The sequence below is a fragment of the Shewanella eurypsychrophilus genome (assembly GCF_007004545.3).
Classification (GTDB): domain Bacteria; phylum Pseudomonadota; class Gammaproteobacteria; order Enterobacterales; family Shewanellaceae; genus Shewanella; species Shewanella eurypsychrophilus.
Window position 1 is genome coordinate 1,229,802 of record NZ_CP045503.2, and the last position, 14,796, is coordinate 1,244,597.

The window sequence follows — 14,796 nt, forward strand, 5'->3', positions numbered from 1 at the left end:
TCAATGCTTTCTCGCTTTAGCTAACCAGCAAGGCCATCTCTGCTTGCTGATTGTTAGGGCATAGCTTATACGCTTTATGGTGTTTGATCAGGCTGGCTTTCTTATCGCCTTGGCTGAGTAACAGACCATGTTTAGCGGCTATCTGTGCTAACTCTTGCTCATTACTACGAACATAAAGAGTGATTGATTTTGATAGATTATCACCCTTAATGTGTCCTTCATACTGCTCATCAGAGATGACTAAGCTGTTTTGACCATTGCTGTCGAGTTTGAGCTTAGTGGTGACTTCACTGTCTACAATGACTAACCAGTTATTGTCATTTAGTTCTAGCAACATGGCATTGAGCGACGCGCCAATAGCTTGGTTTTCTTCTGCTGCCTGATATTGGCTGCTGATACGTTGCAATAGAGAAGCCAGCTGAGCATTTGCGCCCATGCTTCTTCCATCTCTAACCCACTTGCTCAGCTCTTTGGCGATCAGCTTAGAGAAACGACGCTCCTTTAACGCTTGTGCCATCCAATTGCAGAGGAAATGGCTTTCAGCATCTGCCGTTTTGACGACATTTTTACTTTGGCTGCGTGTTTCTAATGCTGCAAGACCCGCTTGAGCAAATTCGATGATAGCCTGATTGTAAGTGGCCATAAATCTATTCCCTTATCAGTTAGCGGATCTTCTTGATTTTAGTTGCTGGTCTGTTTGAGGTGTTTTTTACTTTAACACGGCGACCTTGCATGTTTCTTTCGCCCACGATCTGTGCACCAACATTGTCTTCGCGTTGCTGTTTCTTAGCAAAGCTACGACGTTTTTGAAGCTGTTTGATCAGCATGTCACGACTACCGACTTCATAACCTGGGATTGTGATACGGCTGATTTTTTTTCCTATCAGCTTTTCGATATCATATAGCGTGCGTTCTTCTTCGCGGCTCACTAATGAGATGGCCACACCTGACTTACCAGCACGTCCAGTACGTCCGATACGGTGAACGTAATCTTCTGCCAGGAAAGGTAGATCATAGTTAACCACATACTCAAGATTTTGAATGTCCAGACCACGGGCTGCTACTTCAGTAGCGACTAAGGCACGAACTTTACCCTCTTTAAATTCACGTAGCGCACGGCGGCGATTGCCTTGTGCTTTCTCGCCATGAACCACAGATGCAGAAATGCCATCTAGGTTAAGTTCTTTAACGAGTTTATCAGCAGCGTCGCGTGTGGCGGTAAAGACTAAAACCTGTTGCCAATTCTTCTTACCAATAAGCTCTGATAATAGTTCACGCTTACGGCGTTGCTCAACGGGGTAGACAACTTGGCTGACGGTATCAGCAGTACTGTTTTGGCTGTCAACGGCGATAAGCTTAGGCTTTACTAACATATCGTTGGCAAGCTTTTTCACTGCGCTTGAGAAGGTGGCAGAGAAAAGTAAATTTTGACGATTCTTGTTAACGGCCTGCATGATTTTCTGGATATCGCTGATAAAGCCCATATCGAGCATACGATCGGCTTCATCTAGCACCATAAAATCAACATTTGAGAGGTTCAAGTTACAGGCTTGAAGATGCTCTAGCAGACGACCTGGGGTAGCGACGATAATATCTGCACCGCGTTTAATCTTCTGCGCTTGGCTTTCTAGCTTAACACCACCGTAGATAGTCAGTACTGAGACGTCCATATACTTACTGTAATCGTTAATGTTATCAGCGATCTGCGAGGCAAGTTCGCGTGTGGGCGTTAGGATAAGTGCTCGCGTATTAGATCTTTGTGTTTCAGCCGGGTTATCGAACATCTTTTGCAAAATAGGTAACGCGAAAGCCGCGGTTTTACCTGTTCCGGTCTGGGCGCTGGCTAAAACATCTTGGCCACGGCGAATGGCTGGAATAGCTTCTTGTTGGACGGGGGTCATTTTTTGATAACCGCATTCAGAGATCGCACGCAAAATCTCAGGAGCAAAACTAAAAGATTCAAATCTCATCTTGGGGCCTCTATTTAACTAATTCATTTACCTGGCTAGATGCAGGTATGTCCACTATCCGTTAGGCATTTATTGCCTTTCCGCTAATAAATTAGCGGCGGCGGAGTATAGCAAGTTCACGCTGGTTTTAACAGCATATCATTTTACAGGGAGTGAAATGAATCATACTTGGCTAACACTAGTCCTAATGGCTGATTATTTATGATTATTGTGGAGATTAAACGTCGTCATTTGACAGTATGGAACTGTGGTCTAGGCTTTATTGGACTCATACACATCCTGTTAAATACAAGTTTATATCTAAGTTTGTATTCAATGAGATTGGTATTATGCATGGAGGCAATATGAGACTTTATCTGTGTTATTTATCAAGGAAGATCAGCGTTATTCTGAGTGAGATTTCTTCATTCGCTATTCGTATACTTCTTGCCTGTCGTCAGGCTTTCTCTCGTCACCTTTCTTGGTTCACTTTTATTTTATTAGAGAACCAATATGTCTATTAATGTACTCGTTATCGATGATTCTCTCGCATACTGCCGTGTGTTAAGCGAACACTTAATGCAGCTGAATGTTAATCGTGTGGAATATTGTACTGATGGCGCATCAGCGGTAAAAATTTTGACTCGATATGCACAAGATTATCAGGTGGTGGTTGTAGATCTACATATGCCAAATATTGATGGCATTGAGCTCTTAATGCAGCTTAATGACATAGGTTATCGAGGAGGGGTAATTATAGCTTCGGCGATGGAGAGCAGGATTATTGAAGCTGCCTCACAGGTCGTGATTAATTCAAAGTTGCGTCTGTTAGGGGCGTTAACGAAGCCAGTTACCACTAAGCAACTTAAGTTGTGCATCGAACGATTATTTATGATGGACCCGCAGTTGGTGAAGAAGCCTGCACCTATCTCACTCGATGAGTTACGCGAGGCCTTGAATAACGATAGGGTCATTCCTTATTTTCAACCACAGATGGATGCAGTGACTGGCAATGTTGTTGGATTTGAAGTCTTATGCCGTATTCAGCTAGGCAATCAATTGCAGCTGCTTTCTCCAGAACGTTTTCTTGAACTAGCGGAATCAAATCAGTTAATCGATGAATTGACCGATAACTTGCTTGAAAAAGCGATGTCACAGTGGAAGATTATTTGCCAAGATGATGCTTATCTCGATAGTAGTCTTTCTATCAACTTGAGTCCAAGCCAGCTTACTGAAATGAGTTGGCCTAATCGCTTACGTAAGTATTGTGATGATAACCAAATAGACGCCGCTAAACTCACTATCGAGATCACCGAGAATCAAGCCTTGAGTGAGCAGAGCCAATATTCGAATATCAGTCGGCTGAGGCTAAATGATTTTGGTGTAGCGATCGATGACTTTGGTACGGGGTACACTAACCTGACTCAGCTTTGCTGCTTACCTATCAGTGAGCTGAAATTAGACATGAGTTTTGTCAGAGGGATCCATCATGACCCATTAGCTCAGACTATTTTGCAATCTTTGCAAGATATCAGCCGAAAGCTGGGTATTAAGTTAGTCGCTGAAGGGGTAGAAGATCTCAGGGATCTAAATTATCTGGAGAAATTTGAAAATTTACGTTTACAAGGTTATTTAATTTGCCGGCCTAAACCTTTTTCAGAGTTGATTCGTTGGCTTAAAGCCCATAAGAAAGTCGGTCAGACGAACACTGAGGCGGCCATTGAAACCAGCTCTGAGCCAAACAATGTTATCTCGGCTGAATTCTCCCAAGAGCGGTTATCAAATTATACGATCTAGTGATATCGATTGGTATTAATTGAAAGTTTACTAAAGAAAAAGCAGGCATTTATAGCCTGCTTTTTTGGTTTATACCGAATAGCCTAAGTTAGATGGCCTTGGTGGCATTTTCGAGCCAAGCCAATTCTGTACCTTGCATCAAGGGAGATAACGTCTGGTAAACCTGCTGGTGATAATCATTAAACCATTTTAATTCGGTATCGGTTAACAGATCCTTGTCGATAAGACGGGAATCCATAGGAATAAAGGTAAGGGCTTCAAACTCAAATATCTCACGCTCGGCATTTGCCAAAGCTTGACATGGTCGTACTGCGATAAGGTTTTCGAGACGAATACCAAACTCATCTGCGCGATAGTAACCAGGTTCATTAGAAACAACCATTCCAGGAAGTAACGCAACGTCGTTACTATTTTTAGCTATCCGTTGAGGGCCCTCATGGACGCTGAGGAAGTGCCCTACACCATGACCGGTACCGTGATCATAATCGAAGCCATGTTGCCAAAGGTGCTGGCGAGCGAAAGCATCGAGCTGTTGTCCCGTTGTGCCACGTGGAAATCTGGCTTGATCTAAGGCGATATGCCCCTTAAGCACTAAGGTGACCATCTTCTTATGTTCCTGGGTGACTTCACCTATCGCTATGGTGCGGGTGACATCGGTTGTGCCGTCGAGATATTGTGCGCCAGAGTCAACCAGATAGAGGCTGTTATTGGTCATGGTCGCAGGGATACCATTGTTGTGATTGTAGTGACACATAGCGGCGTTGGCGCCAACAGCCGATATGGTATCGAAACTTGGTTCTTGATAGAGGCTGTCTTTAAGACGGAAACTCTCGAGTTTGTCGGCCAGTACTGCTTCATCATGAAAACGGCTCGCTGCAACTTCTGCATCTAACCAAGATAAAAATCGAGTCACTGCGGCTCCATCGCGTATATGACAGGCACGCATGCCATCTAACTCAGTGTCATTCTTTTGTGCTTTTGACAGTGAAACTGGATCGAAGCCTGCGATTAATGTGGCTCCTGCTTGTTTCGCTGTTAGCTGTGTCCAGGCATTACTGCTGTTTGGATCGGCCAGTAGTTTAACTCCGCTAAGTTCACCCAGTGCATCTTTAAGCGCTATCTCGGCTTTAAAATTGACACCAGACCCGACATGATCGGATATCCCCACTGGCAGCTTTTCAATATCAGTAAAGAGGGTCATGTCGCCATTGCTTGATAAGAGCGCTGCGCCGAGAATAACGGGTAATCTTGGGACATCATTACCACGAATGTTGAGTAGCCAACAAAAAGAATCCAAGGAGGTTATAAGCGCCATATCGGCACCTGTTTTAGCCACCAAGGCGCCTATCTCTTTACGTTTTAGTTGGCTCGTTTTACCCGCTCGCTTCTCATCGAATAGAATAGCTGGTGCGGTTGAAATTAACGGTCTGTCTTGCCAATGCAGATCGATGGGGTTTTCATCTACAGCCACTAGAGACATTCGTGACTGAGTTAATTGGCTATCAGCTGTTTTTTGCCAGCTTAATGGATGTAGACGTGGATCGTAACCAACTCGTGCATTAGCCGTTAAGGTTTCTGTTAGCCATTGGATTTGTGGGGTATCGCTTAGGCTCATGTACTGAAATAACTCACCATCAACCTGTAGTTTAACTTGTACCGTGTAACGACCATCAACAAAAATTGCCGCACTGTCTTTGAGCACGATGATCATGCCTGCCGAGCCTGTGAATTGACTGATCCATTCCATACGTTCATTTCGCGCAGGAACATATTCGCCTAAGTATTCATCGGCACGTGGGATGATAAAAGCATCGAGGTTGGCTTTGGCCATCTCTGAGCGGACGGCGCTGAGACGAGCAGCAATAGATTGAGGCATAAATACTCCGGTGATTTCTGACTCTACGCTTCCATATAAATGGTATGCAGTTGAGCAGAATTACTCTTATTGATTATTTGGGGATAAGCGAGCGATTATCGCAGTTGCTGCGAGTTGTGGGAAGTCAAAGTGCTGGTTAAACTCCCAAATTGGTAAGAGATGTAAACTTTGAAACATAATATCTGTTACAACTGTTGTTAAATCAATTAGATTATTAGCTGCTAATCAGTATCAATGTTTGCTTTAACGGAATGAAATAATGGAAACAGCAAGAATGCCGTTTAATGTGTGGGTGCTTACCTTAGCGCAGGCTTTTGCCATGAGCGCCGCACCTATGATGATGTTACTGGGCGGGATCATCGGTGCCGAACTCGCTCCTAGCCCCATTTTAGCGACTCTGCCCATAGCATCTATGGTGGTCGGTGTTGCCATCTCAATTTTACCTGTGACTCAATTAATGCGCCGTTTTGGTCGAAAGAAAGTGTTTATTGGTGGATCGGTACTGGCGGGAGTGGCTGGGTTGGTTGCGGCCTATGCGGCTCAGGAACACAATTTTATACTTTTTTGTTTCAGCGGCACTCTTCTGGGTTCTGCTGGCGCGATTATCCAACAATACCGCTTCGCAGCGATGGAGTCGGTGGCGCCTGAATTGGGTGCTAAGGCGACATCGAGAGTCTTGTTGGGCGGTTTGGTTGCAGCATTTCTAGGGCCTGAGCTGGCGGTACTAGGTGGGGATCTCGTCGAGACTCCATATGTCGGGGCTTTTCTGTTTCTGACTATGGTGAGTCTGCTTGCCGGGGTGACACTGAGTTTTTATCGAGAAGATAAACCTGCCTCATCTCAAACTCGTAATGAGGCTCAGGGTGATACGAGGCCATTAAGGCTCATATTGAATCAGGAGCAGATCTGGGTCGCGATTGCTGGGGCCATGATAGGGTTTGCCATGATGAGTTTCGTGATGACGGCCACGCCACTGCATATGCATCATATAGAGCACCACTCCTTAGCGGATACTAAATGGGTGATTCAGAGTCATATTATCGCCATGTATCTGCCGTCTCTGTTTACCGGTTATCTAGTGGAAAAATTGGGAGTGTCTAGGATGATGCTTACAGGTTTACTGGCCTATTTCGTGACCATAGTAACTGCCTTGATGGGCAATGATGTACTCAACTATTGGGCCGCACTGGTATTACTTGGCTTGGGCTGGAATCTGCTATTCGTGGGAGGTACTGTGTTGCTGCCCCGTTGTTATCGCCCCAATGAGCGTTTTAAGGTTCAGGCGTTTAATGACACCTTAGTATTTGGCTCTCAAGCGATAGCCTCTCTCAGTGCTGGTTGGGTCATTCATCAACTTGGCTGGCAAGTGTTACTCGTTATCTGCATTCCGTTTATCGGGATTCAGTTGATCTTGATCGCTTGGTGGAAATTCAATAAAAGTAAAATCTTAGGCAGCAAAGTGAGTGAATAACTTATGCCTTAGCCTAGGTGATAATATGTTAATATTTTGCTCATAAAAATTCAAACAATACGAATTTAAATGGAGCAATAGATGCAAACGATTACGGTCGATATAGGTGGTTCTAAGGCATTGTTTGAGATGCATCTAGGAGACAGAGTTGAGCAATATAAGATCCCAACCGGTGTAGGTTTTGGGATTGAAAGCTTAAATCAACAGCTGTCAGAGCTTGAAGCCGATTATGGACTCGTTGACTACAAGCTTGCCATTGCCGTGCCAGGATTGGTAAAAAACAGTCAATTAATTTCGAGTAAATCACTGCCTTGCTTAAATGGCTTTTCACGTGAAGATCTGCATTCTCAGGCTAAGACTATCTTACTGAGTAATGATATCGATGCAGGTATGCAGGCCGTTTTAGATCCCAAGCTTGATTGTGAGTTACTGATAATGTGTGGTACCGGCATTGGTATGGCGATATCAATTAATGGCAAAATGTTCTCAGGAACGACGGGGTTCGCCGGCGAGCTAGGCCACTGCCGGGTGATGACCGAATCTGGTGAGTTTAGCCTAGAGCAGCTTGCTAGTGGTGACTCCATTCGAATCCGTGAACTGAAAAGTTCGAAAGATCTTCATCGTGCCGGTCGTTATCTCGGTATGGGGCTCGCTTGGTCGGTGAATCTGTTTAACCCTGATCGTATTTGGTTGGCTGGTGGCATGATGAATAATGCTGATTACTACAAGGGGTGTATCAGTTCACTCAATGACATGGCACTGACAGCACCGCTATCAGAAGCAAAGGTAGCCCGTGTCGATGATATGGAAACACTGGTCTGCCGAGGATTGAAAGTGTTGTTGGATAAGCAGGTCTAGATAGGCAGGCTTAACTATTTAATCGATATGACCAACAGCACTCTCATTGTAAAAAGCAAAGGTAGCCCGTGTCGATGATATGGAAACGCTGGTCTGCCGAGGATTGAAAGTGTTGTTGGATAAGCAGGCTTAGCTATTTAATCGATATGACCAACAGCACTTCTCATTGTAAAAAAGCAAAGGTAGCCCGTGTCGATGATATGGAAACACTGGTCTGCAGAGGATTGAAAGTGCTCATTGATAAAATAATATAGGTTACCTCTGCTTGATGAACTGTGCGACACAGCTCATTTCATTCCTATGTTCTGCTGCAAATTTCAATTATTCTGAAAATATTTCTACTGACCCTTTGTATATTTTATGCTAAAAAGTAGCTCTAATTTCTGTATCGGCATCTTGCTTCATTTATTAATGAAGTAACGGAGCCGAACAAGGCATAAAATCTGGCAAAGCGTTACGCTTCGAGTGTTAGATTAAAAATATAAAGGGTAACCCTATGACCTTAGGTGTGGGCGGTTCAACCGCAGTGCAAGAGCTAGCAAAACTGAGTGATATGACCAAGGGCACTAAGCCTATCTCCGAGAGTGAATATCGTATTCGTATTGAGAAGGCCCAGGAACTGATGAAGGCCCAGGGACTTGAAGCCATCTATATCAATGCTGGAACTAACTTGTATTACTATACGGGTACACGCTGGTACGCCAGTGAGCGTATGGTTGGCGCCATCATTCCAGCCGATGGCGAGTTGGAATATATCGCGCCGGCATTCGAAGTCGATACGCTATTAGGTTATATGGTTATCGAAGGTAAGGTGAATACCTGGCAAGAAGATGAGAGTCCTTTTGCCCTGTTCGGTGAGGTGCTCAAGCAGATGGGCATAGATAGTGGCAAAGTGGGTATCGATGAGTCTGCGGCCTTCTTTATCTTCGATGGTGTCCGTCTGGCACATGACCAGTTTGATTATGTTAATGCTAAGCCTGTGACAGCCGGTTGCCGGATGATCAAATCTGATACCGAACTGAGCTTATTGCAACGCGCTAAAGATATGACTCTTGAGGTACATAAAGCAGCGGCGCGTATCTTGCGAGAAGGGATCACAGTCGGTGAAATAGAAGCTTTTATCAATGATGCCCATAAAGCCGTGGGTGCACCTGCTGGTTCCTATTTCTGTATCGTGTTATTCGGTGAAGACAGTGCCTATCCCCATGGTGTTAAGTCGCCTAAAGCGCTAGATCTTAATGATACGGTTCTGATTGATACTGGTTGTCAGCTGCAAGGTTACAACTCAGATATCACCCGTACCTTTGTGTTCGGTAAACCGAGCGATCGTCAGCGTGAGATTTGGCAACATGAGCAAGATGCTCAGATTGCAGCATTCGATGCGGCTCAGATTGGTGCAACCTGTGCTAGTGTCGATAGAGCGGCCCGTGATTTGCTTGAAGCCGCAGGTTTTGGCCCTGGCTACGATGTACCGGGCTTGCCACATAGAACTGGTCATGGTGTCGGCTTAGACATTCATGAATGGCCTTATTTAGTCCTTAACGATCATACGCCTCTGGCTGCAGGCATGTGTTTCAGTAACGAACCAATGTTGTGTGTACCTGGTGAGTTTGGCGTGCGTCATGAAGATCATTTCTATATGACAAATGACGGACCTGTGTGGTTCACCAAGCCAATGTTTTCCATCGATGATCCTTTTGGATATGAAGCTTGAATTTAGGTCTCTAGCCGAGAGTTACGAGTCGCTAGAATCTAGTCATTAGAAGCAAAAAATAGAGAGTGGGTATTGCCTAGAGTGATCCCGCTTTTTTCTTTGTTTTTATCCTAAAACTCATTTTTCTTATGTTACTTCATTCAATTTATTGTCAGTTTTAGATATCTTTCCTCAAATCGTATTTAGTGAAATATTCCTGTTTAGATATATTCCCCTTCTTAAAATCTTGCCAAACGTTAGATTGTTAACTGTTTAAACCATTAATAATCATTGCTTTGCGTTAATGTAAAACTAGGAGTTGCATTTTTGTGCAACTTAAGTCTATGCTAAATAAGTGATGACAGCGTTGTCATTGCTCTGTGTAAATTTTGAATGAAAGGCAAACCAATCGAAAGGTTGGGACGCAAAGCCACCGGTCTAAGGGGATAGTATTGAAAAGGTCGCATTTTCAGTGTTATCGCAGTACCTAAGATAGCGGGGATGTTTCAGGAATTTCTTCGTGTGATGTGATGGTATCAAGAGCCGAAAAGGTCGCTACCATTAGTATCTATGGTATTAAGAATAGGTTTGTATCCTGTTCACGCTTTGTTTGCCTTATTGATTATTTTAAAAATAAAAAACAATAAGGACACCCTATGTTTAACACTAAAATCTCATCTGCCGCACTCGTCGTGGCAAGTGTGTTCGCCTCATCGGCATACGCATCGGTCCCTGGTAAACCAACTATCGGTTGGGGCGAAACCAATTTTTCTATTATCGAAGTTAATCAATCTGCCACCGCTTACAATCAACTCGTTACCGTTAAAGATGCTGCAGAGGTGTCAGTTAGCTGGAACTTGTGGTCAGGTGAACTGGGTGAGACGGCTAAGGTGTTATTTGACGGAGTAGAGGTCTGGTCGGGCACTTCTACGGCGTCGGGCGCCGCGACATTTAGTGTTAATCAAGGTGGTCGCTATCAGATGCAGATCCAGCTATGTAATGCTGAGGGATGTACGCTCAGTGATGCAAAAGAGATCATCGTCGCCGATACCGATGGTAGTCACTTATTGCCCTTAGAGACTCAGCTTGGGGAAAACAACAAACCTTACGCTAACAAGTCTGGCAAGGTGGTAGGCAGTTATTTTGTCGAGTGGGGCGTTTATGGTCGCAAGTTTCCTGTCGATAAAGTGCCAGCACAAAACCTTACCCATATTTTATATGGCTTCACCCCCATCTGTGGCGGCGATGGTATCAATGACAGTTTGAAGGAAATTGAAGGCAGTTTCCAGGCCTTGCAACGTGCCTGTAGTGGCCGCGAAGACTTCAAGGTGGCAATACATGATCCATGGGCAGCAGTGCAGATGCCACAAGCGGGGGTTAGTGAATTCTCCGATCCCTATAAGGGCAATTTCGGTCAGTTGATGGCGCTGAAACAAGCTCAGCCCGATCTTAAAATATTACCCTCGGTGGGTGGCTGGACACTGTCAGATCCTTTCTATTTCTTAGGCGATAAAGTTAAGCGTGACCGTTTCGTGGCTTCGGTGAAAGAGTTTTTACAGACCTGGAAGTTTTTCGATGGTGTGGATATCGACTGGGAATTTCCTGGTGGTAACGGCGCGAACCCAAATCTTGGCGATCCCGCGACCGATGGTCAAACCTATGTGCTCTTGATAAAAGAGCTTAGGGCTATGCTAGATGAACTGAGCGCAGAAACGGGTAGAACCTATGAACTCACATCAGCTATCAGTGCTGGCGCAGAGAAGATTGCCCTAGTGGATTATCAGGACGCTCAGCAGTACATGGATAACATCTTCTTGATGAGCTATGACTTTTACGGCGGATGGTCAAACACAGATCTTAACCATCAAGCTGCGCTTTATGCTGCGAGCTGGAAACCAGATACCAAGAATACCACTCAAATCGGCGTGAATGCGCTACTTGCCCAAGGTGTGACTCCTGAGAAGATAGTTGTCGGTGCAGCCATGTATGGTCGAGGCTGGACAGGAGTAACAGGTTATCAAGATGGCAATCCATTCACGGGAACGGCAACGGGTAAGGTTAAAGGTACTTGGGAAGATGGTGTGGTCGATTACCGTCAAATTGTGAATGAGTATATGGCTGGCGAATGGCAATATCACTATGATGAGGTTGCCGAGGCTCCCTATGTATTTAAGCCATCTACCGGTGACTTGATCACCTTCGATGATGCTCGCTCGGTGAAGGCTAAGGGTCAGTATGTTACGGCTAATCAGCTAGGTGGGTTGTTTGCCTGGGAGATAGATTCAGATAATGGTGACATCCTTAATGCCATGCACGAAGGACTCGGGCATGGAGAAGGCACTACCCCTCCGGCTAACAAGGCGCCTATCGCTAATGCGGGGAGTACACAAAGTGTCACTGGTCCGAGTGACATAGTACTCGATGGCGGATTATCACGAGATCCTGAAGGGCTAATGCTCACTTATGTTTGGAGTCAAACATCAGGCCCAGCAGTGACCTTAGTCAATGCCGATATGGCCCAGGCTGGCTTCAGTCTTAATGCTACCGAAGCCGATGTGGTTTATGGTTTCTCACTTATGGTCACAGATCCTGAAGGCTTATCTGCTTCGGCGACGACTTCCGTGACAAATATGGCCCCTCAAGCTAACCGAGCGCCAGAGGTCTCGCTTGATGCTAGTGTATCGGTGGATTCAGCTAATCAAGTCAGTGTTCTTGCTACCGCCAGCGATGCCGATGGTGACAGTCTTACTTATAGTTGGACTGTGCCTGCTGGCTTAACGGCAACTGGGCAATCATCAAACACCTTGGTGGTGACAGCACCTGCAGTGACAGAAGACACTGTTTATACATTAAGCGTCTTAGTATCCGATGGCGCACTGGATGCCTCAGCGCAAACACTACTCACAGTGAAAGCGCCAACGACTGGCGGTTGTGACTCAACTGACCCAGATGCGGGTAACCATACTCCATGGGACACAGGCACTATCTACAATGGCGGCGATACAGTGAGCCATAACTGTCTAGTTTGGAAAGCGAAATACTGGACTCAAGGTAATGAGCCAACAGTGACGGAGGGTCAATGGGCGCTGCAGAGTAATGTTGAAATGGGATGGAATGCGGGAGTGGCCTATAACGGCGGCGAGCAGACAACTCATAATGGACATACTTGGCAGGCTAAATGGTGGACTAAGGGTGAAGAGCCTGGCGTTGCCGATGTTTGGAATGATCTTGGTGTTACAACCAATTAAGTCGTCGTTCTTATTCTCATAAGGGGGAGCAATCCCCCTCTTTTTCCTTTGAACATACCTAAATATCAGATCAGGCATTTGAGCTAGGTTAATCATTATCTATCTTGCGCGTGTGTCTATATTTAGGTGTTAAGAGAGTTTCTAATGAAGCATCATCAATTAGCCATTTCTATCCTAACATCTGTCATGGCATTTCCCCTGTTAGCTGTCGAACCTGTACATTTCACCCAAGCCGAGATTGACGCTAAAGAAGCGGAGTTGACTGATTCTCCCTTGATGCGGGCGGTTAAGTCATCCATAGCGACCAGAGATAACGCTATCGTCGAAGTTATCACACCGTTAAACGCTAATAATCCAGACAATGTCAGACGCCTCGAATCTGTATTAAGTGAAGCGCAATTTGAATTTCTGTTTCCGGTTCGAGCTGCCGAATACACTTACCTTGGCTTGTTACAATCCGCGGCTAAGTTTCCAGCTTTATGTGGCTCTTACACGGATGCCCGTGATGCAGAAGCAATATGTCGTAAATCGTTAGCGACTATGTTTGCTCATTTTGCCCAAGAAACTGGTGCCCATGATAAGTGGATGACTGAGCCTCAATGGCGACAAGGTTTATATTGGGTGAGGGAAGTTGGTTGGGATGAAACCAAGCGTGGCGGTTACAATATGGAATGTAATCCTGACATCTGGCAGGGACAAGTTTGGCCTTGTGGTACGTTTGATGATGGTAGCTACAAGAGCTATTTTGGACGTGGGGCAAAGCAGCTATCTTATAATTACAACTATGGGCCCTTCTCTGATGCCATGTTCGGTGATGTAACAACACTGTTGAATAATCCCGAAATGGTCGCCGATACCTGGTTAAACTTAGCCAGCGCAGTATTTTTCTTCACCTACCCTCAGCCACCTAAAGCTTCCATGTTGCATGTTATTGATGGTACCTGGCAGCCCAATGCCAGAGATCTGCAAAACGGCTTACAAGCAGGATTTGGGATAACCACCCATATCATTAACGGCGGCATTGAGTGTGGCGCTGGCAGCGAAAAACCTCAGTCCCTCAACCGTATCGAATACTATCAAGCGCTGGCGCAATATATGGGGGTGCCCATTGAGGCGAACGAGGAGTTAGGTTGTAAAGATATGAAACCCTTCGACAGTCAAGGTGCAGGAGCCATGCAGATATACTGGGAGCAGGACTGGTCCTATATCCCGGGTAACCCAAATGGTGGTAAGAGCTATTCTTGTAAACTGGTTGGTTATCAGACGCGTTATAGTGCATTTAAAGGTGGAGATTATGTACAGTGTCTCCAGCATTTCTTCCCGGAGATAGTGATTGATGACTCAGGTACACCAACGGATCCCACGGATCCGGTCAATCAAGCACCGCAGGTTCTGATCCAAGGTCCCTCAGAGGGAGATGCCGGCGCTGTTATCTCACTCTCGGCTGCTGAGTCTAGTGATCCAGAGGGAGGTGCTTTGAGTTACCAGTGGCTACTGCCTGTTGGCAGTACGGCTCCGGCACTTAATCTAGTGACTCTAGAGCTGACCTTACCAACACCAAGTAGCAGTGAGAGTGTCTCCGTGATGCTCACGGTGACAGATGAGGCGGGAGCGACTGCTGTTAACTCTCACAATGTCTTGGTTAAGGTTAGTGGCGAGACTCCACCAGATGGAACAAACCCTTATCAGGCGGGCTACGCCTATATTGCGGGGGATATAGTCAGTAATGCTGGTGGTTTATATGAGTGTAAACCTTTCCCCTATACAGCTTGGTGTGCGGGAGCTGCATGGGCCTATGAGCCGGGAGTCGGGGCCGCTTGGGAAGATGCCTGGATAGCCAGATAATCATAAGCTCTTGAAAGTAAAAACGCGCCCTTGAGGCGCGTTTTTGATTTTGTAGAGGT

9 protein-coding genes and 1 riboswitch are annotated in these 14,796 nt (G+C 45.5%); of the genes, 6 read left to right on the forward strand and 3 right to left on the reverse strand.

Translation table 11 applies throughout. The annotated features are described in order from the left end of the window. Positions 1-16: 16 nt before the first annotated feature. Positions 17-643 (reverse strand): DUF2913 family protein, encoded by a 627-nt coding sequence (locus FM038_RS05145; protein ID WP_142872265.1) that lies wholly within the window; start codon positions 641-643, stop codon positions 17-19. A gap of 19 nt (positions 644-662) precedes the next feature. Continuing rightward, entirely contained in the window at positions 663-1,970 is a 1,308-nt protein-coding gene (locus tag FM038_RS05150; protein WP_142872266.1) for a DEAD/DEAH box helicase, read from the reverse strand. 492 nt (positions 1,971-2,462) lie between these two features. Here FM038_RS05150 and FM038_RS05155 point away from each other — a divergent pair, with 492 nt between their 5' ends. Beyond that, the gene (locus tag FM038_RS05155) at positions 2,463-3,746 is read left to right on the forward strand and encodes an EAL domain-containing response regulator (RefSeq protein WP_142872267.1); all 1,284 of its coding nucleotides are present in this window, start codon (positions 2,463-2,465) and stop codon (positions 3,744-3,746) included. Between the two features lie 88 nt (positions 3,747-3,834). On the opposite strand, the gene FM038_RS05160 is transcribed toward FM038_RS05155, so the two are convergent. Beyond that, the gene (locus tag FM038_RS05160) at positions 3,835-5,622 is read right to left on the reverse strand and encodes an aminopeptidase P family protein (RefSeq protein ID WP_142872268.1); all 1,788 of its coding nucleotides are present in this window, start codon (positions 5,620-5,622) and stop codon (positions 3,835-3,837) included. Positions 5,623-5,881: 259 nt separating this feature from the next. On the opposite strand from FM038_RS05160, the gene FM038_RS05165 reads away from it, so the two are divergent. The 5 genes from FM038_RS05165 (at position 5,882) to FM038_RS05185 (ending at position 14,737) form a co-directional block, all read left to right on the forward strand. Then, the gene (locus FM038_RS05165) at positions 5,882-7,093 is read left to right on the forward strand and encodes an MFS transporter (protein ID WP_142872269.1); all 1,212 of its coding nucleotides are present in this window, start codon (positions 5,882-5,884) and stop codon (positions 7,091-7,093) included. Positions 7,094-7,174: 81 nt separating this feature from the next. Beyond that, complete coding sequence (locus FM038_RS05170) at positions 7,175-7,951, forward strand: ROK family protein (protein ID WP_142872270.1); 777 nt, start codon at positions 7,175-7,177, stop codon at positions 7,949-7,951. Between the two features lie 496 nt (positions 7,952-8,447). Beyond that, complete coding sequence (locus tag FM038_RS05175; RefSeq protein WP_142872271.1) at positions 8,448-9,665, forward strand: M24 family metallopeptidase; 1,218 nt, start codon at positions 8,448-8,450, stop codon at positions 9,663-9,665. A gap of 368 nt (positions 9,666-10,033) precedes the next feature. Continuing rightward, positions 10,034-10,153: riboswitch (cyclic di-GMP riboswitch) on the forward strand. 147 nt (positions 10,154-10,300) lie between these two features. After that, positions 10,301-12,892, forward strand: coding sequence for a glycosyl hydrolase family 18 protein (locus tag FM038_RS05180; RefSeq protein ID WP_142872272.1), 2,592 nt, complete (start codon positions 10,301-10,303; stop codon positions 12,890-12,892). A 144-nt stretch (positions 12,893-13,036) separates the two neighbouring features. Next, positions 13,037-14,737 (forward strand): glycoside hydrolase family 19 protein, encoded by a 1,701-nt coding sequence (locus FM038_RS05185; RefSeq protein ID WP_142872273.1) that lies wholly within the window; start codon positions 13,037-13,039, stop codon positions 14,735-14,737. The last annotated feature ends 59 nt before the right edge of the window (positions 14,738-14,796 follow it).